This window comes from Cyclobacterium sp. 10D3-21, from assembly GCF_055809755.1.
In genome coordinates this window covers 138,876-165,015 of record NZ_CM147924.1, presented here as the reverse complement: position 1 = coordinate 165,015, position 26,140 = coordinate 138,876, and the positions used below count along the sequence as shown (strand labels likewise).

The following is a 26,140-nucleotide window of genomic DNA, read 5'->3' as shown; positions in this document are numbered from 1 at the left end:
GTATTCATTTGGAATATTGTTGCAAAACCTACTTTTAAACCCAAATTATGCAAAACATAATTTCAACACTAGCTTATAAAATAGGAGTATTTGGCACAGCCCTCATACTAATATGGATAGGATTGTTTAAATTTACGCCTACAGAGGCCGCAGCTATAAAGCCATTGGTGGAAAATCATTTCGCCATGAATTGGCTTTACAGTCTCTTGTCCTTACAGGCAGTTTCCAACCTTTTAGGTTTTTCAGAAATTGTCATCGGGGCATTATTATTTGGCTCATTGCATTGGCCACAGTTAGGAAAAATTGCCGGAATAGTTTCCGCTGTCATTTTTATTACCACGCTTAGTTTTCTGATTACCACTCCAGGTATTTGGAAATTAGTTGATGGCTTTCCAGTTACAGATTTCTTTTTGATCAAAGACATCCCATACCTAGCCATATCATTAATGGTTTGGGGAAAATACTCAAACGCTATAGTTGATACTGAATTATAAATTACGCAACAATGAACGAGATAACACTTTACGGTGCCGACTGGTGTCCTGATTGTCGAAGAGCAAAAGCTTTCTTAATTGAAAATAATGTGGACTTTACTTTTGTAGATGTGGATCTTGATAAAGCCGCTACCAAAAAAGTAGAAGCAATAAACAAGGGCAAGCGTATCATTCCAACCTTGATAATCAATGGAAAAAGTTATACCAATCCGGATAATGCAGCACTTTCCAGTATCCTAGGGATAAATGAACAAGGTAGGATTATACTTTACGGTGCTGATTGGTGTCCGGACTGTATCAAGTCAAAATCTTTTTTGGTAGACAATAAAATTAACTTTCAATACATCAATATTGATGAAAACGAATGGGCAATACCGATTATTGAAAAAATCAACAATGGGAAAAGGAAAATTCCTACCATTCTCATTAATGAAGACATCTTGGTGGAGCCTGAAAACGAAGCCCTGAGAATTGCTCTCAAACTTGACGAGGAAAAAATCACCAAGGTATTTGATAGCATCATCATAGGTGCAGGTGCGGCAGGCTTGACCACCTCCATTTATGCCCAAAGAGATCGCTTCAGCACTTTAATTCTGGAGAAAAAAACGGTTGGTGGAAATGCCTTTTTAACCGAAAAAATTGAAAACTATCCCGGTTTTACATCCATTTCAGGTCCTGACCTTATGGATAAAATGGAAGAACAAGCACGAGTATATGGTGCGACCATAAAGACAGGCGAAGAGGTGGTAAGCATAGAGAAGGTCAACAACCTGTTTAACGTAAGAACCAAAACGAACCTCTTTTTAGGACGCTCCGTAGTGCTCTCAACAGGCTCTACTTACGAAAAGCTTAACATACCAGGCGAAAGCGAGTTATTGGGAGCCAGCGTGCACTTTTGCGCTACCTGTGATGGCGCATTTTACAGAGATCGGGAAGTGATTGTAATAGGTGGTGGAAACTCAGCTTTAGAAGAAGGTATCTTTCTTTCTGGATTTACGAAGAAAGTAAAAATCGTTAACCGAAGAGCAGCCTTTAAGGCATCCCAAACTTATATCGATAAACTGCCTGAGCTTGACAATGTAGAAACCCATTACAATAAAGATTCCATTGCACTGGACATTGATCCCGATGGAAAATTTTCGGGATTGCGGGTAAGGGATTCGATAACGGGGGAAGAAGAAGTGATCACAGCTGATGGCGTTTTCATTTTTGTGGGCCTAAAACCCAACAATGCGAGTTTTAAAGGTTTGGTGGAAATGAATGAACGTGGTTTTATAACCACCACAGGTTTGGCGAAAACTTCTATCAATGGAATTTTTGCGGCTGGTGATAACCGTGAAGGAGCCATAGCTCAGGTAGCTGCTGCTACTGGCGAAGGGGTTTTGGCAAGCTACGGATTGAGGGAATTTTTAAAAAATTAATTTATAATCCTTGGCATCCTTTTTGGCGGACTTGGGTATAGTAATTTGAATTAAAAGCAATAAGTACTATGAATGATCAAGCAAAAGTGACATTACAGGAAGAATTACAACAGCAAAAAGACAAGTTCAATGAAACTGCTCCTGACGAAACTAAAATCACCTATAAAAAAGGCATAGATGAAGTTGTCCAAAGTGGTATTGTTGAAAAAGCCCGACAAGTAGGGGAAGTGGCTCCGGATTTTGTATTGAGCAATGCAAAAGGAGAAAAGGTAAAGCTTTCTGATCAGTTAAAAAATGGTCCTGTAGTACTAACCTGGTACCGGGGAGGCTGGTGTCCTTATTGCAACCTTACTTTGCATCATTTACAAGAAGCCCTACCCGAGTTCAAAGCACTTGGAGCCCAACTACTGGCATTAACACCAGAACTCCCAGACAAATCACTAAGCACTTCAGAAAAGCACAATTTAGCATTTGAAGTTTTGAGTGACCTTGATAACAAAGTGGGTAAAGAATATGGCATCGTCTTTCAACTTTTCGAAGGAGTGGCAAAAATATATGGGGAGAAGTTTAATCTCAGTGCTTACAATGGCAATGAAGAAAATGAGCTCCCACTTGCTGCAACCTATATTATTGGTCAGGACGGCGTTATAGAATATGCATTTTTGGATGCTGATTATAGAAACAGAGCAAATCCAGAGGATTTAGTAGCCTTCTTAAAAAACAGGTAGTAAGAAGCATTATAGGCTTCGATAATATTCACGAGTGCTAACATGCGGACCAGAAATATTCGGTAAATAATTTTGGCGGCATTGTTGCTTTTTTTTCCGCAACAATGATGACAAAATCTAACCCATCGAGATATATTTCAAATTTAATATGGTTTGATGTGTCGTAAGAGAAGCTTTATCCATCCAAAAAATTCGATTCAGCTTAAGCTTTTGAGATAATAAACTTCCTAAATACTTTAGCTTTAGTAGCTATAAAGGAAATCTTTAGTTTTTCCAGAAAAAACTCAATCTCACAACTTTTCCCGAAAGAAGCCTGAAAGGCTTCAACAATAATAACCACGGGTGCTTAACCCGTGGACAAGGTAAAACATGTGGATGATTTTGGCGGCATTGTTGCCTTTTTTTTCCGCAACAATGATGACAAAATCTAACCGAAGTAGGCTCAATTAAAACGTAAAAAAGGGCACCAACTAACGTTATATTACTACCTATACAAACGCCCCAACTTACCGGAAAAGTGAAATTAAATATTGGAACAGTTATTGAAGCACAAATAGTAGCTTAAAAAGTATCATCTAAGGTATCTATTTAAAGAAATTTGAAATGTATAAAATAATCTCAATTTTCAGTTGTGTGCTATTAATGTTTTCCTGCGTTAATGCTGACAATGAACCGGATAAAGACATTAACCCTAAAGTTACCGGCACAAAATATGGGATAAGTAAAGTCCCCATGGAGGAAGCTTACACCGCATTAAAAACGGCTCTGAATAACAACGATCAAATCGGAATAGTGGCAGAAGTAGATCATGCACAAAACGCTACATCTGTCGGTAAAGACTTAGGGCCAACCAAGATTATCTTTTTCGGAAACCCTAATCTTGGCACCCCTTTGATGCAGAAAAATCAGCTTGCTGGTTTAGACCTCCCTCAAAAAGTGTTGTTTTACTCAATGGAAGATTCCGTTTTTGCCCTCTACAATAGCACAGAATATTTGGCATCACGCCATGCCTTGGGAGGAGAAGCGAGCCTCACTCAAATTTCCGCCGCACTGGAAAACCTAGTAGGTGGAGCAATACAAAATGACCTAAGCAGTAGTGTTTCTCAATCTGTCACTGCGAATGAAGGGATAGAAACAGTAACGAGCTCCCAGGATTTCGAAGCAACCTACCAAAATTTAAAAACCATCGTTTCCGGAAATGAAAACCTCTCCATCCTGGCCGAGTTAGACCATCAGGCAAATGCCCAAAGCAAAGGACTTGAATTGAGGCCTACAAAAATCATGATTTTCGGGAATCCCAATTTAGGAACCCCATTAATGCAGAAATCTCAAACCATTGGTTTGGATTTACCCCAAAAAATTCTTGTGTGGGAAGATGCTGATGGTAAAGTCCACCTTTCTTACAATGATCCTGAATTTTTAAGACAGCGTCATCAGATTACTGGAAGTGATACGGAAGTTGGGCAGATCAGCAATGCCCTTCAAAATATAACCAATGCCGCAGCTGGGAACAATTGATTTTTGCAGCCGCTCTCTTAGCTGGTTTTAGGCTAAAACTGCAATATGCTTTTATAAGAATCTTCACTTGATCTACTGGTCAGGTGAAGATTTTACTTTTAGACGAAACCTATTCGTTCTATAAAGTATTGGCTTCCCCAGAGAATTTATTTGGTTTAGTGGCTTGTTTTAGGCAACACTTTTTGATAGATTAAACAGATCAAAATTAGCCTAACCTATTTAACCCGAAATATGCAATAAACATTCTATTACGTGCTGAAATCGCTTTAAAATCAGCCACTTCGTTGCTGTTTTCAATTTCACCATAGCGGTGCTATGCTAAAATCTCCAAACAGCCTGATTTTCTTGCGATTGCAACACTCATCACGAATCCTATTACATAATCCGGGTTTAACATTAAACCTATGAAACCATTCAAACATTTTTCGCCCCAACTGCTAATCTTACTCCTAATAAGTTGCCTCTGTGGGGAGATCTCTGCCCAGGAAAAACCATTTAAGCCAAGGGTCATCGTCACGAGTGATGGAGAAATAGATGATGAATGCTCTATGGTTCGATTCCTGCTTTATGCCAATGAATGGGACATAGAAGGGATCATTACCTCGAGTTCTCAGTACCATTGGCATGGACACAAATGGGCAGGAGACGACTGGGCGGTTCCTTACCTGGAAGCTTATGCAAAGGTACAATCCAATCTCCTCAAACACGACAAAGAGTATCCTACCGCAGCCTACCTCAGAGAACGCACTTTTCTCGGTAATGTAGAGACCGAAGGAGAAATGGAAAAAATAACTGCCGGTTCTCAACATATCGTTAAAGTCCTTTTGGATGAATCTGATGATCGCCCGATTTGGATTCAGGCCTGGGGCGGAACCAATACCATCGCACGGGCTTTGAAAACAATAGAAGAAGACCATGCAGACAAGATGGAAACGGTAGCCAGTAAAATCCGATTCTATTTTATCTGGGAACAAGACGATACCTACCAAAAATACATTCGGCCGGTCTGGGGAAAATACAACATCCCAACCATCATCTCAGATCAGTTTATTGCCATTTTCTATCATTGGAAAAAGTATCTTCCTGCTGAACAACAAAAATACCTGGATGGGGATTGGATGAAGAAAAACATTCTGGAAGGCCACGGCCCATTGTTATCCATGTATCCTGCGCATAATTCAGGAGACAAGGGTTTCGAAGAAGGAGACTTTAGATCCGAAGGAGATTCTCCTGCCTTTCTCCATACCATTCCTACAGGCTTACGAAGCATGGAGTCTCCGGACTTTGGAGGCTGGGGTGGAAGGTATGTAAAGGTGCGGGAAAATACCTGGCTAGACCCTGTCGCTGATCCTTCTTACAAATACCCTGAAGGAAGGTGGTATGGAAACTCTGCCTGGGGAAGAGAACGGCTTAAAGAAGCCATTCCCAATGACCAGGAGTTGACGGATTATTTGGAACCGCTTTGGCGTTGGACCGCAGCAATGCAAAACGATTTTGCTGCACGTGCCGATTGGACCATTAAGTCCTACCAGGAGGCCAACCACGAGCCTACCGTTGTACTGGCACATCCTCAGGACCTATCCCTTAAAGCAGGGGCAAAAGTAAAGCTAAGTGCAGCAGGCTCTCATGATCCTGATGGTGATGAACTTAAGTATTCCTGGTGGCAGTACAAAGATCCTGGAACGTATAAAGGAGAGGTATTGATCCAGAAAGCAGCAAACCAAAAGGCTACGCTAACAGTACCTAAAGATGCCAAACCAGGTCAAACGATCCATATCATCTGTGAAGTGACTGACAATGGAATCCCTCAATTGACCAGATACAGGCGTGTGATAGTCACTATAATTTAAGGTGGAGAGAATTAAAAAGTATACTTGTAAAAAGGTGATAATTTATGACTGGAAAATGAATTTCCAGTCATAAATCTACATTATCAAATGTCCGAATAATCGGTAGGATATAGGAAAAGCGTTACATTTTTTGAGACATTGTTCTGGTATTGTGGCAGTGAAGACAACTCTTTCCAATAGGCATCGGCTCGAAATGTATCCCAATGGGCATCACGGTCGGCTTTATTTTCAAAAGTTGTCATGTACATCAGATTCGGCATGGTTGGCCCCGAAATAACCTCACCATAAAAAACAGCATTGAATCCTAATCTTTTAAAAAGACCAACCTCGTCGCCATCATTGAACATCTTGATCTTGTTTTCTGAAATCTTCTCAGTATGGCCTTCATAGCTGCGCAATTCATAAATCCTGTCTTTATTTGGCCCACTCAAATCAGGAACACCGTATTTTGGATTCTTCTCGAAGGCGTTCAATAAAATTGATTCGATTCTATCGTAAGGAGGATTGGTATATGGTGCATTTAGGTAATTGGCACCTGCCGATTGGAATTGTTGGTCCTTAGCAAGCTTGGAATCTATTTTAGAAAACTCCTTCTGAGAACTAAACGGTATTAGCACATAAATCAACTTTTCAGTGGGTTTATTTCCCTCAGTAGAAGCAACAGGTTTGAATACCCCAATATGCTCAATTCCTGCCCTATGCATGGCTGGAAGGTATGCTTTCTCAAGGTATTCATCAATAACCTTTTCCTGATCACTGGAGGAGAAGTGATAAATTTTTATCTGGTAAAAATCTCCTTTTCCGGCGAAGGAAAAAGCGGTAGTAAGCAATAAAATGGCTACCGCAGAAAATAACATCATGGCGTCTTTCATACTATTTTGGAATTATTTGTAAACTATTCAAAACGAAAGGGTAGCAAAAGGAAAATACCTAAATTACCTTCTCACTTTTTGCTATTTTAAAGATTAGAGAGGCCTTATTTTCTTACCCTTGTTACAAGTTATCTAAAAAAACAGACAAGCCAAAACTACTGATAAGTCAATAATAAAAGTGAAGTACATTTGATCCAAACCCCATTAATTCAACTACTATTCCTACAAATTAACATTTGCTTAACCCTTTTAACTATTCAGTAAGGGTAATTAACTTTTGGTTCTCCCAAGCGCATTCAAAAATTTAAGTCATTTGGACTTATAAACTATCCTTATGAAATCGCTGCGCTATTTATTCTTTCTAATTGTACTTTCTTTGCCTTTGTTTTCAAATGCACAATCTATCACGGGTAAAATTCTGGATGAAAAGGAAAACTTATCCATTCCCGGAGTAAGCATTGTGGTATTAAACAAGGCCGATTCATCATTGGCATCCGGTGCCATTACCGATCTGGATGGCAAGTTTGATATTTCTGATATAAAAGCTGGCGACTACCTGATCGAGGCAAGGTATTTAGGCTACCAAAGTTTCGTCAAACCAATCAGCTTACAAAATACCAGGATAGACTTAGGTAACATTAAAATAGCTGAAGCACTGACAGAACTAAATGAGGTGACGGTCTCTGCCAGAAGATCCCTTGGTACCCAAAAAGGCGACACTACTCAATTCAATGCAAATGCCTTCAAGACCCTTAGTGATGCCACTTCCCAGCAATTACTTGAAAAAATGCCGGGAATCAATATGATGGATGGAGTACTGCAGGCGCAAGGCGAATCCATCGTTCAAATATTTGTGGACGGAAAGCCATTCTTTGGAACGGATGTAAAGGCCGCCTTGCAAAATCTTCCAGCTGAAGCGGTAGAAAGCATACAAGTCTTCGATAAGCTAAGCGACAAAGCTTCGTTTAGTGGATTTGACGACGGAGAAAGGGAAAAAACGATAAATATAATTACAAACCCAGCTTACAGAACCGGGCAGTTTGGTAAAATGACAACCGGATATGGGAGCAATGACCGGTACCTATTGGGTATGGGATTGAATGCATTCCAAAATGACCAAAGGATTACCATAACTGGATTAAGCAATAATATAAACGCGCTGAATTATTCCGGTGATGTCAATACTATGGGTGAATCCAGACCTCAGGATGGTATCATTAAATACAATGCGCTAGGGATTAACTACAGTGACCTTATAACAAACAAATTGCAGTTAAACACCAGCTATCAATACCGGGACAGAACAAATAATGGCTATTCTTCTTTGGTAAGGGATTATAATTTGAATACTGAGGACGAGCAGCGCTACAGCGAAGAAAATTCAAATGTGAGAAGAAACAAAGAACATGCATTCGATTTGAGGTTGACTTATGACATAGATAGTAGCAATCACTTATTGGTTGTCACAAAGGTCTCGGCAGAAACAGATATGGAAAGGTCTAATTTCTTTGGAAAAACAGAGCAGCTAGAAAAAATCATCAATCAAACCACCAATACCAGTAATGTTAACAGTACGAATTTTGATTTCACCAACGATATTTATTATAGTAAGCGATTTCAAAAGGTGGGCAGAACAGCAACCATTGGCATTGAATCCGGAAACCACCTGGATGAGGACTTTGGTGTACGTGAAGCGGAAAATATTTTTTATGACCCTGAGGAAGAAATAGAAAACCTGGATCAAAAAACTGTTAGGCAAAGAAAAGGGCTTTCCTGGGAAGCTGACTTTTCTTACACTGAGCCTTTAGGCAAAATGGGCAGGTTGAAGTTTGAATACGAGATTGGTAATCGTATCGAAGATTCTGATCAAAGGCTTTCAGATCTAATCTCAGAGGAAAATAGCGATGACTACATTTCCATACTAGACACTGCGTTAAGCAATAAGTTTAACAGCACTTACTTGAAACAAGAATCAGAATTAGGTTATCAGTATTCTGGAAAAAAAATTAAGCTACAGGCTGAAATGAGTTATGAGTCAGCTTCTTTAAAAAACAGGCAACACTTTCCCAATGAAGATTATTTGACAAGAACTTTTCAGAACTACTTGCCTACGTTAAGGGTAGATTACAAACCCAAACCAACTCAAATATTAGAATTTGACTATGACACGAATACCGATGCACCATCAGTGGGTGAACTACAGAAGGTAATTAACAATACCAATCCAATCCAGTTAAAAAGTGGGAACCCGAATTTAGTTCAGAGCTATTCAAATCGATTTAGGCTTAGGTATAAAAGCACAAATATTGACACGGATAGGTCTTTTATCGCCTATGTACAATCAAGCTTTGAAAACGACAGGATTTCTTCAAGCACCTTAATCGCAGAGGAGAAAATGGATCTTGGGGATGGGATTGTATTAGAAAAAGGTGCTCAGTTATCCAAACCAGTCAATCTAAATGGGTATTGGAAGATAAAGACCTATTTCAATTATGGTTTACCAATAGATAAAATCAAATCCAATGTGGGCCTTTATGGAGGTGTTGAACTTAGCAAAAGCCCAGGTATGATCAATGAAATTGTAAGCTTCACCAATGCTACTAAATTAAGGGCCGGACTCTCAAGCAGTAGCAACATCAGTGAAAAAGTGGATTTTAATATCTCCACAAAGGCCACTTACACCATGGTAAACAATACCTTAAGGCAAAATATCAACAATAACTATTTTAACCTAAACACCAGAGTAAACTACAATTGGATATTTGGCAATGGGTTGGTTTACCGAATGGAACTTAACCACCAATTAAATACAGGATTGGCCAAAAGCATTGGCCAAAGCTTTGTGCTGCTAAACATGAGTGTCGGTAAAAAAATATTTAGAAATCAGAGAGGCGAATTAAGTTTGAATGTTTTTGACTTACTCAATCAAAATACAAATGTGAAAAGGACGGTCAATGAACTCTATATTGAAGACAGGCAGAGCAATGTATTGAACCGGTATTTTATGATGACGTTTACTTATAATTTACGGCACTTCTCTCTTGGAGCCTCCAATTCAGATTTTTAATCTGAGATCAAAGGCATGAAAGGTTATAAGGTAGCGTTTTTGAAGGCAGCAGTTTGGGTTAAAAAGGAATTACTCGGTTTTATCCTCCAGGATATAGCCTTTTCCATGGATATTGATGATACTAATGCTGGGGTCCATTTGCAAGTGCTTTCTCAGCTTGGCCATATGTACATCCATGCTTCTTCGGTTAAAGTAATCTACCTTTCCCCACAATTCTTTTAGCACGAACTTTCTGTCTAGCAACTGATTTTTCTTTTCACAGAGAAGTCGTAAAATAGCTGCTTCTTTCTCAGTGAGCACAATGGTTTCTTTGCTGTTGTTTAACCTTCGACTGTTCCAATCAAAGGTCAATTGGCCAATGGCGTAACTATTTGTTTGTGTTGGAGTAGTGGAAACCCTTCGCAATACTGCTTTAATTCGCGCAATTAGCTCTTCTTCATCTACGGGTTTAACGATGTAGTCATCGGCTCCTTTTTGGAAAGCCTGAAGCTTATCAATTTTCATGGACCTGGCCGTAAGGAAAATCAGGGGTATAGCAGGGTTTATTTTTTTGATTTCACCTGCTAGAGTAAAGCCATCCATTATCGGCATCATTACATCTATCAGGCAGAGATCAAAAGGCTGCTCAATAAATGCTTCCTTGCCCTGAAGCCCATCTGTTTGCCAGGAGACCACAAATTGGTGCATTTCAAGATAGGTTTTTAACGCATAACCTAAAATTTTGTCATCCTCAACTAATAATATCCTTGGATCCATTATTGCTCTTTATTGGTTTCAACAACTGGAAACTTCAGAATCACGGAAGTTCCTTGTCCCAGGCTGCTTTTCACTTCGATCTCTCCTCCATGTAAATTTACCATCATTTTTACATAACTAAGCCCTAAGCCAAAACCTTTGATTTTGTGCAAATTGCCATGGCTTACCCTATAAAATTTATCAAAAACAAAGGCCAAATTATCAGGTTCTATTCCTATACCATGGTCCACCACTTTTACAAACAATTGATTGTTTCGGTTGTATGTTTTCACTAATACCTCTGGAGAGGTGTCGGAATATTTAATCGCATTGTCCAATAAATTTTCCAATATATTGCCCAAATGCATTTCATCTCCATAAATCAAAGGCTCAGTAGCTTCAAACAAAAAGTGCAAAGAACCTTGCTGGGATTCAATGAGCACTTTATAGACATCTGCCTTTCTTTTAATTATAGCATGAATATCGATCTGCTCGAAATTTAATCCGGGATTGCCATTTTCAAGCACACTTAGCTCCAGCACTTTTTCCACCTTGTTTTTAAGGAGCTGGTTTTCATTTTCTAGTAACTGCAAATGATAATCCAGTTCTTCATCGGTAAAAACCTTTCGCTTTTCCCTAATAATTTTATAGATAATCGAAGAGGCAAAAATGGGCGTTTTAAGCTCATGCGTCAGGTTATTGATAAAATCATTTTTGAGTTGAGAAATCAATTTCTGACGTTTTAGGACAAGAAAAGTACTTAAAAAACTCCCAAGTAAAAGCAGTACAAAAAAAGCAGTAATGAATAAAGTAGGGGCAATCCTATAGGCGATAAAAAGGGATTGGTTATGAAAAAACAATCCAAATTTGAATTTACCCTTCCCAAATTCCTTGCGAATTTGGTCACCAGGTGTAAAGGAATATTTTTGAAAATGGGGTTGGTACAAGTTTACTGCCGAACTAAAAGCAATGGTATCTTTGAGGCGTTGGTAAAAGGCAAACTCATATTCAAGATAACCCAACTCGTGTTTCATTAGCAGGCTATCCGTAAGGTCTTTTATGCTAACCTCAAGGATTTTTTCGGTAGAATCCCTTTTCTCTTTTGGGTGCACCTTATCTCCAATCAATTCAATGACTTGATTGGTCAATTCATCGTCTTCTTTTAAAACGTTTTCTAAGTCTTCCAGTATGGAATCTATTTCCTTCTCAAAGATTTTTCTTTGGACATCAATATCGATTTTGATTAAACTGTATTGAATAAAGAGGAGCCCCACCATTGCAATAGAGATTAGGATGGTAATCACATATATATGATCCCTGACATAGTCGAGCCATTTTCCTAATAATTGCTTAATCATTTCTACTAGTTAGTGGGTAATCCCGATAAAAGCTGAGGAATTAACATTTCCTTAACTTTTTTAACCTTTACTTTAGAAGTAAAAATACATGAAAAAAGCAAATCTATTATCAGGCAGCCGCAAAACCCGAGAATAGCAGCCGTAGGAATAATACTTGTCCCATCAATTTTTAAGGGTGCTGTTGGTATAATTCCTTTGCCTACTTAGCTGATTAGCGACACTATTCAAATGAAGATTTCATCTCGAAAAAAAATTTCATTCAGCCTAGCATTTTACTACAAAGCACTATCTGAGGTACCTACCACAATTATAAAGGAGGTAGTCATTTCACTCCCATCTATTGCTATCACATTACCTTTTAATTCCAGGCAGGTAATACTATGAAACCCAGCGCCACGCATTAAACTTATTACTTCCTCTTTTTTGTAAAAGGTAAAGCCTTGTTTGGCAAAGGGAAGTTGCTCACCAAATTCTTTTTCTATAAAAGTTAAAGCTAATCTTCCTCCTTTTTTCAGCACGCGAGCGATTTTCTGAAACTGTTTTGGAACATTTTCCCAAAAGTATAGGGTATTACAACTGAAGCAAACATCGAAGGCATTGTCTTTGTAAAGAAAGTCGGTTCGAGGATTTATAAGATGAAAAGCTGCTTTCCTTTCTTCTACCAGGTGAGCATTATTATCCCTTGACAAAGCCACCATTCTTTCAGAAATCTCCAACCCATGATACCTCAGCCCTTCTGCTTGGTTAAACAATTGGTCTATATGCATACCATTACCAAAACCAATTTCCATAATAGATTCACCTTCTACCAACTTCAAAGCCTGAATGGTCTGATAAATCATATACTTGTTGGACTGAAACATGGCTTCGCCCAATTGTGTGGCAAATTCACCGGTGGGACAACGAAGCTGCTTCGCAAGCATATTCATTTCATCTTCCATCATAATTGTAACTAATAGTAGCTAAAGGTTTCTTGAACAAACCTTATAAAATTGAGTGTAGGGGTTTCTAACATTAATCTAACTCCTTTCCATCCCTGATTGTTTAATTCATCAATAGAAAAAAGCAGTATTTAGACTTTCTAAAGTTGTTGGACACTTTAAAAGGCCTAATAAATAACAATTACGAAAGAAAAAGCAATACTCATTCTGATTAAACCCGGATTATGTAAAAGGACTTCCCGTGTTTACGGGAAGTGTTGTAATCGCAATAAAATCAAGCTGTTTGGAGATTTTAGCATAGCAGCGCTATAGTAAACCTATTGCCGACAGGCAGGGTTGAAAACAGCAAGGAATTGGCTGATTTTGAAGCGATTTAAGCACCCAATAGATTTTCTATTCCATATTTCGGGTTAAACTCAGCTTCGAAGACTTCAGCAAAAAATAATCTAGGCAGCTAACCTGAGAGATGTTGTCAGCATCACTATAAAAAAAGGGCATAAAAAAAGCGAGTCTTATTCAGACTCGCTTTTTATAATTATTTCTAAAGGTTCTCCTGAATTGTCCAGGAATTTATACTCCGTCACCGGTAATGAAGAATCTTTGACCAGGTTGATCCATTTATAATATTTAAAAAACCAATGCATCCTTTGAGAGAATATGCCATGTGTAAAATAGGCATGTAAATAGGGGTGCAGTGCAATTTTAATCTTTGATTCGTTTTGGTGAATTGCAATATGCTCTAAATCTTTTACCAGTTTATCTGCCACAAGTATGGAGGCTTGTATTTTGCCTGTACCATTACAAGAAGGACAAATTTCTTTGGTTACTATGTTCATTTCAGGTCTAACGCGTTGTCTGGTGATTTGCATCAATCCAAACTTAGTAAGGGGAAGTACCGTATTTTTTGATCGGTCATCTCTCATTGCATCTTTCATCGCTTCGAAAATGGCCCTTTTATTATCGGCCTTTTTCATATCGATAAAATCGATCACAATAATTCCACCCATATCGCGAAGCCTTAGCTGCCTTGCAATTTCTTTTACGGCCACCATATTGGTTTTTAGGCCTGTATTTTCTTGATCACTTTCCTGATTTGATTTGTTACCACTATTAACATCCACTACATGCAAGGCTTCTGTATGCTCAATAATGAGATAACCGCCCTGGGGGAGACTAATTGTGGTTCCAAACAGGCTTTTGATCTGTTTTTCTATACCAAAACTTTCAAAGAGCTTCGCTTTTCCGTTGTAAAGCTTAACAATTTTTTCTTTTTCTGGAGCAATGGATCTTATATAAGACCGCATCTGATCATAAATTACTTCATCCTCTACCGTGATTGCGTCGAAAGATTCATTGAGCAGGTCTCTAATAATAGAGGAGGCCAAACTCATTTCTCCGATGATTTTGTCTTTAACTTTGGCTTTTTGAAGCTTTCTCATTCCATCTTCCCAGGACTCTAATAGAGACCTAAGATCTTTATCCAATTCGGTGACAGATTGTCCTTCTGCCACTGTCCGGATAATTACACCGAAATTAACCGGTTTGATGGAGGTGATAAGCCGTGATAACCTTTTCCTTTCATCGGCACTACGTATTTTTTTGGATACGTTTACCGTGTTAGAAAATGGCACCAATACCAAGTATCGACCAGCAAGGGAGAGCTCACACGATAGTCTAGGCCCTTTCGTAGAAATCGGTTCTTTAACAACCTGTACCAACACCTGATTATTTTTAGACAAGACTTGGCTTATTTTTCCAAGCTTGTCTATTTCAGGTTCGTTTTCAAAACCTTTAAGGTCTAAACCTTTATGTGTTTTATTGCGGGTTAATTTTACCAGCTTACTTAAGCTGTTAACCTGTGGTCCCAGATCTTGATAATGTAAAAAAGCATCTTTTTCGTATCCTACATCTATGAAGGCGGCATTTAAGCCATTTACGATTTTCTTTACAGCACCAAGATAAATGTCTCCGACTTTAAACTTGTTGTCTTCTTCTTCAACATGAAGCTCAATCAAGCTCTTGTCTTTAAGAAGGGCTATTCGACTACCATTTTGAGAGGAATCAATTAATAATTCTGAACTCAAATTGTGTCTCTGTTATGAAATAAAAGAACGTGTTAATTCCACAGAAATAAGATTATTTCTTATTCTTGTGTCTGTTTTTTCTCAATCTTTTTTTACGCTTGTGTGTAGCGATTTTATGTCTCTTCCTTTTTTTTCCGCAAGGCATAATTTTATAGTTTTAGTTTAACAATTTTTTATTATAATCTATCTAAATAATTCTCGATTCCTGAAAGAATCTGAGGATCTGTAGTTTTATTACGTAATCCCTCTAATTGAGTTTTGGCTTGCTTCTTCTGATTGGATTCATACAAACTAACCCCCAAATAAAATTGCCCCTGAATATTCTCGGGGTGATACTCGACAAGTTTTTCAAAACGCTCAACAGCCCTTTTGTACTGACCACTCTGCATAGACAAAATGCCCATGTTAAACAGTGCCTCCTCATTTTCAGGGTCCTCTTCCAAAACACCCCTTAGCATGGTAATACCCTGCATAGGATTGGCTGAGGAAACATAAGTCATCGCTACTTTTGTTTTTAAATCAAGCCTCTCCGGTGAAGTCTCCAAAACTTTGCCCAAATAAAAGCGCGTTTTGTCTCCTAACCTTTTCGTCTTGATTTCTTCCATGGAAAAACCAAATGCCTCATAATATGCATTCCCAGCTTTCTCCCAATTCTCAGGAGCTGGAGCTTTTTCGGCAATTAAGCCATAATAAAAAGCTGCACTATCCAATTTTCCTCCGCTTTGATAAACTTTAGCAATTGAATCAGCGAATATAACAAATTTTTCGGTACCAGCCTCGCCTTCTAAATCAGCCATCAATTTGTCGATGACCTCAAGATCGCTACTACTTAAGGAGCTTCCATGATTGTTTTCTTCGATTTCTGAATCAGAACCCAAACTACTTCCGCCTTCAGTAAGCCCCTTGTCTTCATTGTCAACTACCACCATGGGCAAGCTATACAACAAATAAGAAACAATAATACCTGCAACAACGAAAATAATTTGGGATCTTTTCATAGTCTAGTCTTCCAAGAATTTAGTCCTGTGGAGCCAATTCTTTAACGCTTTGACTGTTTTTAATTTTTTCAATAAATGATTTTGAAGGCTTAAAAGCCGGAACATAATGTTCATCAATTACAATGGCCGTGTTTTTAGAGATATTCCTTGCGATTTTTTTAGCCCTTTTTTTGTTTATAAAACTGCCAAAACCTCTAACATAGATATTTTCTCCTTCTGCCATTGAATCTTTTACAACCTTGAAAAACGCCTCAACGGTCTGTGTAACATCATCCTTTTGGATTCCTGTCTTCTCCGAAATCTTTGTGATTACCTCTGCTTTAGTCACTGTCTTAATATTTTTTTGTGTAATTCAATTGAGGCTTAACCTCCTATTAACCAACTAATTTTGGGAGTGCAAATTTACAATAACCATTCCAATTAAAAAATTAAATCGATAAAATTACCTTCATTTGTTCAATTATTTAAGAATAATAAAATTTTAAAATTTTGAGTTTCAACTATTTCACTGAGAATCTGCTCCGTTGGTATCCCCTTCATCGTCGTGATCTGCCTTGGAGAGAGACTAGGAATCCATATATCATTTGGTTATCCGAAATCATCCTTCAGCAAACCCGCGTGGCACAAGGCTTACCCTATTTCCAAGCTTTTATAGAAAAATTCCCAACGGTGGTCGATCTCGCCAAAGCACCCGAAGAAGAAATTTTAAGGACCTGGCAAGGCTTGGGTTATTATAGTAGAGCAAGAAACCTACATGCCTGTGCCCGATCCATTGTTAATGATAACAATGGGGAATTTCCGGACAATTATGCCGCATTACTAAAATTAAAAGGAGTGGGGCCTTATACAGCAGCAGCGATAGCCTCCTTTGCCTTTAAAGAAGCAGTGGCAGTACTCGATGGAAATGTTTTCCGGGTTTTGGCTCGGTATTTTGGCATGGATATGGATATTTCATCCCCCAAAGGAAAAAAAGAGTTTGAAAAGTTAGCCAATAAACTTATTCCTAAAGAAACGCCCGACCAATACAATCAGGCGATAATGGAATTTGGGGCCCTGCAATGTGTTCCGAAAAACCCTGATTGCCATCAATGTCCAATAAGCAGCGGATGCTATGCCCTAAATTATGATCTTGTGAATACCCTGCCGGTCAATGAAAAAAAAGTGAAAATAAAATCGAGGTATTTTTTATACTTTCACATACATATTGGGAATTACACCGTTGTCAGGAAGCGAAAAGAAAAAGACATCTGGCAAGGCCTGATAGACTTCCCATTAGAGGAATACACATTACTGGATAGTATCATAAATATTGAGCCTGATAAACTTAATTTACCCGCAACACTCCATTCTATGGACCCTCTTTACAGCATCAGTTCTGAAAAACCCTTCAAACACCTACTCACACATCAAAGAATTTTTGCTTCCTTTGTAAACATAGAATTGAAAGCAAAGTACAAAGAGGCACTTGAGAAATGGGCAAGAGCAAACGAATTTGATCTTGTAGATGAAGTGGTGCTCGAATCGCTAGGCAAACCCAAATTGATCGTCCGGTACTTGAATCAATAATATTAATTGTTTATATTTAATCAGCTTTTTAAATAACCTTAAAAATCTAGTAATGGCAGGAGTTAATAAAGTAATTTTACTGGGAAATCTAGGTGCAGATCCCGAAGTGAAACACCTGGAAGGAGATAAAGTAGTCGCCAATCTTCGACTAGCCACCACTGAATCTTACAAAGACCGTTCTGGAAATCGCGTTGAAAACACAGAATGGCATGACTTGGAACTGTGGGATGGACAGGCAAAAGTAGCCGAACAATACTTGAAAAAAGGCAGCCAGATATATGTTGAGGGTAAAATTAAATCTGACACGTGGCAGGATGATCAAGGTAACAATCGCAAAAGAACCAGGATTAGGGTACAGAGTTTCACCATGCTCGGAGGAAAGAGTAGCGGACAGGACAATGGTCAAGGTGGAAGCCAGGGAACACCTGCTCAAAACCCCAATTCAAATACAAATATGAACGCACCTTCAGGCAAAGCCTATGATGGTGATGACAATGAAGCAGATGATTTACCATTTTAATTGTAATGGAATTCGGTAAAATCATTAGTTTTGCATAAAATTATATTCATAAATTAATGGACGACCCCTATCCGAGTTTGCTGCTCCTGACAGATGTCATAGCTGTATCACCGGTTTATTTGGTGGGTAATGCGGTATTATTTATCGCATTATTGATTGTATCAGCTTTGGTTTCCGGTTCAGAAGTAGCGTTTTTTTCTCTGAATCATGAGGATATAGAAGAAATCAGGGTGGCTTCGGACACGAGGTCAGGCAAGATTATTACCCTGATAGAGAATCCTCAAAAACTACTGAGTACAATATTGATTCTTAATAACCTTATTAATATCAGTATTGTTACCCTTACTACCTTCTTCACCTGGAGTATATTCGGTACTGACGCCACAGGAATTGTAATCATACTATTTCAAACCATAGGCGTTACATTCTCCATCGTTTTTATCGGAGAGATTGTTCCCAAGGTATATGCCAATGCAGCCAGGGTTAGTTTTTCAAAACTGACTGCGGGCTTTCTGTATTTCTTCTTTGTGATTCTTGGTCCTGTGTCTTACTTATTAATGGCCATCAGTGATGTTATCGAAAAACGTATTGAGAAAAAAGGCTATTCTTTGTCTGTAAATGAATTGCACCATGCCTTAGAGATAACTTCGGTAGATACAAGTAATAATGAACGTGACATCCTCAAGGGAATAGTGAATTTTGGCACACTGTCTGTAAAGCAGGTCATGCGGTCAAGAATGGACCTTACAGCCGTAGATGTAGACATGGACTTCCATGAGCTGATGGACAAAATCAATAAAAGCGGTTTCTCCAGGATCCCTGTTTATGAAGGCACAATAGATCAAATCAAAGGTATCCTATATATAAAAGACCTTTTGGATCATATCGAGAAGGATGAGCATTTTAATTGGAAAGACCTGATCCGAAAAGGGTATTTTATTCCAGAGAACAAAAAATTAGCTGACCTGCTAAAGGACTTCAAAAATAAAAGGGTGCATATGGCCATTGTGGTGGATGAATATGGTGGCACCTCAGGCCTGGTTACTTTGGAAGACCTTATTGAAGAAATCATAGGTGACATCAATGATGAATTTGACGAAATAGAGGAATACTTATTCAAAAAAATAGATGACAAGACTTTCGTTTTCGAAGGAAAAATATCCTTGAATGATTTTTGTAAAAAACTTGATTTGGATATTCAATTATTTGATGATGTTAAGGGGGAAAGTGAATCTCTAGGTGGCTTACTACTTGAGTTAAACTCCAACCTTCCTAAAAATGGGACCAAAATTAAATTCGATAATTTTGAATTTACCATAATGGCAGTGGATACCAGAAAAATTAAAAAGGTTAAAGTCTATTTAGATGGTCCTGTAGATAAAAATGTCCCAGATCAATTTGATTGAATTTAATAGGTGGTTAATCACCTAAATTAGAAAATTGAATTTAATTTTTAGAAGTTGGTGCTTATTTTTTTCTTTTTTTTTCGTAATTTTAAAATTGGCAATTTTAGACTTGTAAGCGTAATCCAAGGGGCTGTCTTTCTCAAATCAAGGTATCCTTTAGACTGAAACAATATACTTTCGCAAAATTTTATATTTTTCCAGTAAGGATATTAAGGTGTTCCTACATTGACTTAATTATAATTTTTTAATTCTTATTCAGCTATTCTTTCATTTTTGTTTTACCTTTATTGTCTAGAATTTAATAATTGAAAAATTTATTGTGAATTTTTCAAAGTGAGTTCAGTACCAAATACAATTAAATTTAACAGAATGAATCAAGGTTTATATCGTTCACAGTTTGAGCATGATGCCTGCGGAATCGGGTCAGTTGTTAATGTGAAAGGCCTTAAAAGCCACGAAACTATAAGTGATGCTTTGCTTATGCTTAGCAATATGGAGCATAGAGGAGGACGAGGCAGCGACCCAAAGACAGGTGACGGTGCTGGTATTCTGATACAATTGCCCCATACATTCCTGAAAGAGGTTACTCAAAGGTTAGGCTTTGGATTACCAGAGGAAGGATTTTATGGTGTTGGTATGGTATTTTTCCCAAACAACAAGCAACTATACAAAAAGTGCAAATCAAACTTAAATAAGATAATCAACGAATTGGGCTTTAAGCTCATCGGATACAGAGCTGTACCTACAGATGATACTGTGCCCGGCTCAGGAGCATTAGAAGTAATGCCTAATATAGAGCAAGTGTTTGTCCAACATCAGGACAATCTTTCAGGTCTTGATTTGGAGAGGAAACTCTTTGTACTTAGAAATTATGCTACAAGTATCCTAAACTCCACAATACCTGGCGTTAATAGTGCCTTTTACTTTGCCAGTTTTAGTAGTCAAACACTGATCTATAAAGGACAACTCCGCACAGATCAGGTTTTGACCTTTTACAAAGACTTGCAAAACAACAAGCTTAAATCGGCCATTGCTTTAGTTCACTCAAGGTTTTCTACAAATACCTTTCCGAACTGGAGACTGGCACAGCCTTTCCGATTTTTATCACACAATGGTGAAATCAATACCATCCGGGGAAATCTGAATAAAATGCGCTCCAAGGAGACATTGATGAAATCCATTCATTTTACGGATGAAGAGCTTCAAATGCTTCTGCCAATTACCAACTCCAAAAATTCAGATTCTGCAAACCTGGATGCAATGGTGGAGTTACTTGCGCTAAGCGGGAGAAGTCTTCCTCATGTCCTTATGATGCTTGTTCCTGAAGCTTGGCAGGACAATAAGACAATGGATAAAAAGAAAAAAGCTTTTTATAAATTCCATGCCTCATTGGTAGAGCCATGGGATGGTCCAGCAGCACTATTGTTTACTGATGGCAAATCATTAGGCGCAACATTGGATAGAAATGGTCTTCGACCACTAAGATACTTTATAACCTCTGATGATCGACTTATTCTTTCTTCTGAGGCTGGTGCCTTACCTATTAGAGAGTCCACCATTATAGAAAAGGGACGTATCAGTCCTGGAAGAATGTTATTGGCTGACCTATCAAAAGGAAAAATATCCTTTGATGAAGAAGTTAAGGATGAAGTAGTCAATAGAAAGCCTTATGATTCATGGATCAAAAAAGAAAGGCTTAAACTAAGAATGATACCTGCTCCTACGGAACTTTCTTTTCCATATAGCACGGAAAACATCAAGAAAAAACAAACCATCTTTGGTTACAGCCAGGAGGATTTAAAAGTAATTTTGTCACCAATGGGAGATACGGCTTACGAGCCTATAGGGTCTATGGGTGCCGATACTCCTTTGGCAGTACTTTCCAAACAAAGTCAACATATCTCCAACTACTTTAAGCAATTGTTTGCTCAGGTAAGTAATCCTCCTATTGACCCAATAAGAGAGCGTTTGGTAATGTCTTTGTTTACCAGAATTGGTGAAAGCTTTAATATACTTGAAGAAAGTGCCAAGCATACCCGTCAAGTTCATATTTCCCAGCCGGTTTTACTCAATGAAGACCTTGAAAAATTAAGGACTCTTGAGGAGAAAGGTTACCATTCAGCCACTCTAAATGCACATTTTGAAGCGGATGGAAAGCCCGGTCGTTTATTGGAAGCCTTAAATAAATTATGCCAGGCTGCAGAAGATGCGATTGGAGAGGGAAAAAACATTATTATAATTTCCGATAGAAATTCTCAACAGGATACCGCACCTATTCCATCATTATTGGCTGTAGGAGCTGTACACCATCACTTGGTGAACCAAAAATTGAGAACAAAAGCAGGGTTGGTTGTAGAAGCTGGTGATATTCGGGAAACCCATCACTTTGCCACAGCAATTGGTTATGGTGCAAGTGCCATCAATCCTTACCTGGCTTTGGAAACACTTCTTTCACTCAATGAAACTGGCATGTTGAGCAAGAAAATTGCTCAGAAGAAATTATTTGAGAACTATAAAGAAGCGATTGGTAAAGGATTACTTAAGGTACTTTCAAAAATGGGTATCAGTACGCTTCAGTCTTACCAGAGTGCCCAGATATTTGAAGCCATTGGCCTTGGAGCTGAAGTAATCGACAGATGCTTTAAAGGTACGGTCAGCAGGATCAGCGGTGTTTCATTTGATGAATTGGCCGATGAAGTTCTTGTAAGACACCATACTGCTTACAAAACCAAAAGTCCTTTACTGGAAGCAGGCGGAATCTATCAGTGGAAACGTAGAGGTGAAAAACACCTTTTCAACCCAGAGACCATCCATCTTTTACAGAAATCTACCCAATTGGGGGACTACAATTTGTACAAGAAGTTTGCACAGAAGATCAATGATCAAACCAAAGATGCAATGACATTGAGGGGATTGTTGGAGTTCAAAAAGAGGATCGCAGTTCCGATAGATGAAGTTGAGCCAGTAGAGAAGATTCTGAAGCGATTCGCAACAGGAGCCATGTCTTTTGGATCGATATCTCACGAAGCGCACAGCACTTTGGCCATTGCGATGAACCGCATAGGTGCAAAAAGCAATAGTGGAGAAGGTGGAGAAGACGAAGTTAGATTTGAGAAAAAAGAAAATGGTGACTGGCAAAGATCGGCTATAAAGCAGGTGGCTTCCGGAAGGTTTGGGGTAACGAGTAATTACCTGACCAACGCCGCAGAATTACAGATTAAGATGGCACAGGGGGCCAAGCCAGGAGAAGGTGGTCAGCTTCCAGGTCATAAAGTCGATGATTGGATAGGTAGAGTTAGACACTCCACACCAGGAGTAGGTTTGATTTCACCTCCACCTCACCACGATATTTATTCGATCGAGGATTTGGCTCAGTTAATCTATGACCTCAAAAATGCCAATAGAAAAGCAAGGATTAATGTTAAACTAGTATCTCAAGCTGGTGTAGGTACTGTAGCTGCAGGGGTAGCTAAAGCACAATCTGACGTGATCCTGATTTCAGGAGCGGACGGTGGTACTGGTGCTTCTCCTCTTAGTTCTATCAGACATGCAGGATTGCCATGGGAGCTAGGCTTATCTGAAGCACATCAAACCCTGGTCATTAATAACCTCCGAAGCAGAGTAACCCTACAAACAGATGGGCAACTCAGAACAGGAAGAGATTTGGCGATAGCAGTCCTATTAGGTGCTGAAGAGTGGGGCATTTCTACTGGTGCATTGGTAGTAGAAGGATGTATCATGATGAGAAAATGCCACCTGAACACTTGTCCAGTGGGTATAGCTACCCAAAACCCTGAATTAAGGAAACTATTCACGGGTAACCCGGATCATGTAGTGAACTTCTTTACATTCCTAGCCCAGGACCTTAGAGAAATCATGGCTTCCTTAGGCTTTAGGACAGTAAATGAAATGGTTGGTCAAAGCAATATTTTAAAAGAGGCCAATGGTCAAATGAACCATTGGAAATGGGATAAATTAGATTTGAGCCCAATTTTCCATAAAGTGGAAGTTCCGGACCATGTAGGAATTCACAAGCAAATTGATCAGGATTTCAGACTGAAAAAAGTGCTTGACAGAAAACTTATTGAAGCCGCTACTCCAGCACTTGAGCAAGCAAATAACGTAACCGGAACTTTTGACATCATCAATGTGGACCGATCAGTCGGTGCCATGTTATCAAATGAAGTTTCAAAATTCTTTGGAAGTCCTGGGCTACCAGACAATACCATACACTTTAAATTCAAAGGATCTGCCGGACAGACATTCGGTGGCTTTTTGGCCAAAGGGATCACCTTTGAATTGGAAGGTGAAGCCAATGATTACTTCGGTAAAGGGCTTTCAGGTGGTAAATTGATTGTTTACCCTAATCGAAATGCCAACTTTGTCGCAGAGGACAATATCATTATTGGTAATGTGGCCTTTTATGGTGCTACTTCTGGTCAGTCCTATATTAAAGGAAAGGCTGGAGAACGTTTTTGTGTAAGAAACTCAGGAGTAGAGGCTGTAGTAGAAGGCATCGGTGACCACGGTTGTGAATACATGACAGGTGGCTTGGTGGTCATTCTTGGTGAAATTGGTAGAAACTTTGCTGCTGGTATGAGTGGTGGAATTGCCTATATCTTTAAAGAGAATCTGGGCAATATCAATAAAGAAATGGTTGACATTGATCCCCTTAATGAGGATGATTTTGCAACTATCAAAAACGCTATAACGAGTCACGTAGAACTTACTTCCAGTAATACCGGAACTAGACTATTAGAAGATTGGGAAGCCGGTAAAGAACGGTTTATTAAGGTAATTCCAAAGGATTACAAAGAAGTATTGAGAAAAAGAGCATTAGAAAATTCTAAAACATTAGTATAAGATGGCGGATAAAGAAGGTTTCTTAAAATATAAAAGACAACTACCTGGATCCAGATCACCTGAAGAAAGGAAAAAGGATTACCAGGAGATATACAAGCCTTTGGATCCCAAAGTGCTCAATCACCAGGCTGCAAGATGCATGGATTGTGGTGTCCCTTTTTGTCACAATGGTTGTCCTCTAGGCAATGTTATCCCGGACTTTAATGACGCCGTTTACCAAAATGAGTGGGATCTGGCATATCAAATACTCCGTGGAACAAACAACTTCCCTGAGTTTACCGGGAGAATCTGTCCAGCACCCTGTGAAGCAAGTTGTGTATTGGGTATCAACAAAGACCCTGTAGCAATCGAATTGATTGAAAAAAGCATAGCTGAAAAAGCTTACGAGCTAAACCTTGTGAAGCCAAACATCCCTACAGAAAGAACGGGTAAAAAAGTGGCCGTGATAGGCTCTGGTCCTTCAGGACTTGCAGCAGCTGATCAAATAAATCAGGCTGGCCACGAGGTAACCGTGTTTGAAAAAGACAAAGAAGTAGGTGGTTTATTAAGGTACGGTATCCCTGATTTTAAACTGGAGAAATGGGTAATCGACCGCAGGGTTGATGTCATGAATGCAGAGGGAGTAATTTTCAGCAAGAATACTGAAGTAGGTTTTAATATCAAAGCCGAAAGTATTCTACATAATTTCGATGCTGTAGTGCTTTCAACAGGTGCACAACACCCTAGAGATTTGAAAATCAATAACCGAGATGCCAAAGGCGTACATTTCGCAATGGAATTTCTCGGCAGACAAAATCAAGTGAATTCTGGTGAATTGGAAAGCAATCCAATCCATGCCAAAGGAAAACATGTAATTGTCATAGGAGGAGGAGATACAGGAAGTGATTGTATTGGTACTTCTAATCGACATGGTGCAGCGTCAATTACCCAGCTGGAATTATTGCCTAAACCACCACAGGTTAGAAATACGCTAAACCCCTGGCCAGAATGGCCAATGACCTTGAGAACATCAAGTTCTCATGACGAGGGAGCCGAGAGGGTATGGTCTGTGCTTACCAAAGAGTTTACAAAAGACGAAAATGGTACTGTTACAGGACTTACCGTAGTAGACATAGAGTGGAAAGAAGAAAACGGCAGAATGCAGTTTTTTGAAATCGAAGGTACGGAAAGAACACTTCCTTGTGACCTTGCATTCCTAGCCATAGGCTACTTGGGACCAAAATCTGGACTGCTAGAAGCATTTGATGTAGAACTACTGGAAAATGGCCTTCCAAAGGCTAAGAACTACCACAGTTCAGTTCCAAAGGTATTTCTTGCAGGTGACATGAGAAGAGGACAGTCCTTGGTCGTATGGGCCATTGCCGAAGGACGTGAGTGTGCTGTCGAAGTGGATAAATTCTTGCAAGGCGAATCCTCTCTTGCAAGAAGAGACCAGTCCTTCTATTCTTATGAAGAAGCACATGACTAAGCAGGTCTAATTAAAAATTCATAAATTAAAAACAGGCAATCCAATATGGATTGCCTGTTTTTTTTGACCATTTCTTACGACTGAAGGGGTTTGGCTCAATAGCAAAAAGCGTCAAACAAACATTCATAAAACCTCGGCTAAACAACTGCACTTGCGCATGTTTATTGATTTTTATCCATTTTCTTTACTATTTCTCGAAGCAGGTCATTCTGCTCTATTTTTAGAGATATAAATTTATTGACCCAGGTATA

General features: G+C 38.9%; 18 protein-coding genes. 11 read left to right on the top strand and 7 right to left on the bottom strand.

The genetic code is table 11. The features are described from left to right. Positions 1–47: 47 nt before the first annotated feature. The 5 genes from AC0L7T_RS00705 to AC0L7T_RS00685 all read left to right on the top strand — a co-directional run bounded on the left by AC0L7T_RS00705 (position 48) and on the right by AC0L7T_RS00685 (position 6,011). Positions 48–494 carry a DUF417 family protein gene (locus tag AC0L7T_RS00705; protein ID WP_473340335.1) on the top strand — a complete coding sequence of 149 codons (447 nt, stop codon included), beginning with the start codon at positions 48–50 and terminating at the stop codon, positions 492–494. Between the two features lie 11 nt (positions 495–505). Beyond that, positions 506–1,915 carry an FAD-dependent oxidoreductase gene (locus tag AC0L7T_RS00700; protein WP_473340334.1) on the top strand — a complete coding sequence of 470 codons (1,410 nt, stop codon included), beginning with the start codon at positions 506–508 and terminating at the stop codon, positions 1,913–1,915. A 68-nt stretch (positions 1,916–1,983) separates the two neighbouring features. After that, positions 1,984–2,643, top strand: a complete 660-nt coding sequence (locus AC0L7T_RS00695; RefSeq protein WP_473340333.1) for a peroxiredoxin-like family protein — start codon at positions 1,984–1,986, stop codon at positions 2,641–2,643. 603 nt (positions 2,644–3,246) lie between these two features. Further along, entirely contained in the window at positions 3,247–4,161 is a 915-nt protein-coding gene (locus AC0L7T_RS00690) for a DUF302 domain-containing protein (protein ID WP_473340331.1), read from the top strand. 404 nt (positions 4,162–4,565) lie between these two features. Continuing rightward, complete coding sequence (locus AC0L7T_RS00685; protein WP_473340330.1) at positions 4,566–6,011, top strand: DUF1593 domain-containing protein; 1,446 nt, start codon at positions 4,566–4,568, stop codon at positions 6,009–6,011. A gap of 83 nt (positions 6,012–6,094) precedes the next feature. Here the strand turns inward: AC0L7T_RS00685 and AC0L7T_RS00680 are convergent, their stop codons facing one another. Next, positions 6,095–6,883, bottom strand: coding sequence for an NIPSNAP family protein (locus AC0L7T_RS00680; RefSeq protein ID WP_473340328.1), 789 nt, complete (start codon positions 6,881–6,883; stop codon positions 6,095–6,097). Between the two features lie 334 nt (positions 6,884–7,217). On the opposite strand from AC0L7T_RS00680, the gene AC0L7T_RS00675 reads away from it, so the two are divergent. Beyond that, on the top strand, positions 7,218–9,950 hold the full coding sequence (locus AC0L7T_RS00675; RefSeq protein WP_473340326.1) for an outer membrane beta-barrel protein: 2,733 nt from the start codon (positions 7,218–7,220) through the stop codon (positions 9,948–9,950). Positions 9,951–10,019: 69 nt separating this feature from the next. Here the strand turns inward: AC0L7T_RS00675 and AC0L7T_RS00670 are convergent, their stop codons facing one another. The 6 genes from AC0L7T_RS00670 to AC0L7T_RS00645 all read right to left on the bottom strand — a co-directional run bounded on the left by AC0L7T_RS00670 (position 10,020) and on the right by AC0L7T_RS00645 (position 16,394). Continuing rightward, the gene (locus tag AC0L7T_RS00670) at positions 10,020–10,706 is read right to left on the bottom strand and encodes a response regulator transcription factor (protein WP_473340324.1); all 687 of its coding nucleotides are present in this window, start codon (positions 10,704–10,706) and stop codon (positions 10,020–10,022) included. Further along, positions 10,706–12,043, bottom strand: coding sequence for a sensor histidine kinase (locus AC0L7T_RS00665; protein WP_473340323.1), 1,338 nt, complete (start codon positions 12,041–12,043; stop codon positions 10,706–10,708). The genes AC0L7T_RS00670 and AC0L7T_RS00665 overlap by 1 nt, the downstream gene beginning before the upstream one ends. A 275-nt stretch (positions 12,044–12,318) precedes the next feature. Then, positions 12,319–12,987, bottom strand: a complete 669-nt coding sequence (locus AC0L7T_RS00660; RefSeq protein WP_473340321.1) for a class I SAM-dependent methyltransferase — start codon at positions 12,985–12,987, stop codon at positions 12,319–12,321. A 509-nt stretch (positions 12,988–13,496) separates the two neighbouring features. Next, on the bottom strand, positions 13,497–15,068 hold the full coding sequence (locus tag AC0L7T_RS00655; RefSeq protein WP_473340319.1) for an Rne/Rng family ribonuclease: 1,572 nt from the start codon (positions 15,066–15,068) through the stop codon (positions 13,497–13,499). Positions 15,069–15,244: 176 nt separating this feature from the next. After that, on the bottom strand, positions 15,245–16,066 hold the full coding sequence (locus AC0L7T_RS00650) for a tetratricopeptide repeat protein (RefSeq protein WP_473340318.1): 822 nt from the start codon (positions 16,064–16,066) through the stop codon (positions 15,245–15,247). A 19-nt stretch (positions 16,067–16,085) separates the two neighbouring features. Then, positions 16,086–16,394 carry an HU family DNA-binding protein gene (locus tag AC0L7T_RS00645; RefSeq protein WP_146947539.1) on the bottom strand — a complete coding sequence of 103 codons (309 nt, stop codon included), beginning with the start codon at positions 16,392–16,394 and terminating at the stop codon, positions 16,086–16,088. A gap of 161 nt (positions 16,395–16,555) precedes the next feature. Between AC0L7T_RS00645 and mutY the strand changes: the two genes are divergently transcribed. The 5 genes from mutY to AC0L7T_RS00620 all read left to right on the top strand — a co-directional run bounded on the left by mutY (position 16,556) and on the right by AC0L7T_RS00620 (position 25,889). Then, positions 16,556–17,632: an A/G-specific adenine glycosylase gene (mutY, locus tag AC0L7T_RS00640; protein WP_473340316.1), complete on the top strand. Its 1,077-nt coding sequence runs from the start codon at positions 16,556–16,558 to the stop codon at positions 17,630–17,632. A 52-nt stretch (positions 17,633–17,684) separates the two neighbouring features. Next, positions 17,685–18,152 carry a single-stranded DNA-binding protein gene (gene ssb, locus AC0L7T_RS00635; protein ID WP_473340315.1) on the top strand — a complete coding sequence of 156 codons (468 nt, stop codon included), beginning with the start codon at positions 17,685–17,687 and terminating at the stop codon, positions 18,150–18,152. A gap of 56 nt (positions 18,153–18,208) precedes the next feature. Then, complete coding sequence (gene gldE, locus AC0L7T_RS00630; protein WP_473340313.1) at positions 18,209–19,558, top strand: gliding motility-associated protein GldE; 1,350 nt, start codon at positions 18,209–18,211, stop codon at positions 19,556–19,558. A gap of 369 nt (positions 19,559–19,927) precedes the next feature. Continuing rightward, positions 19,928–24,421: a glutamate synthase large subunit gene (gene gltB / locus AC0L7T_RS00625; protein WP_473340312.1), complete on the top strand. Its 4,494-nt coding sequence runs from the start codon at positions 19,928–19,930 to the stop codon at positions 24,419–24,421. 1 nt (position 24,422) lies between these two features. Continuing rightward, positions 24,423–25,889, top strand: coding sequence for a glutamate synthase subunit beta (locus AC0L7T_RS00620; RefSeq protein WP_473340311.1), 1,467 nt, complete (start codon positions 24,423–24,425; stop codon positions 25,887–25,889). Positions 25,890–26,140: the final 251 nt, after the last annotated feature.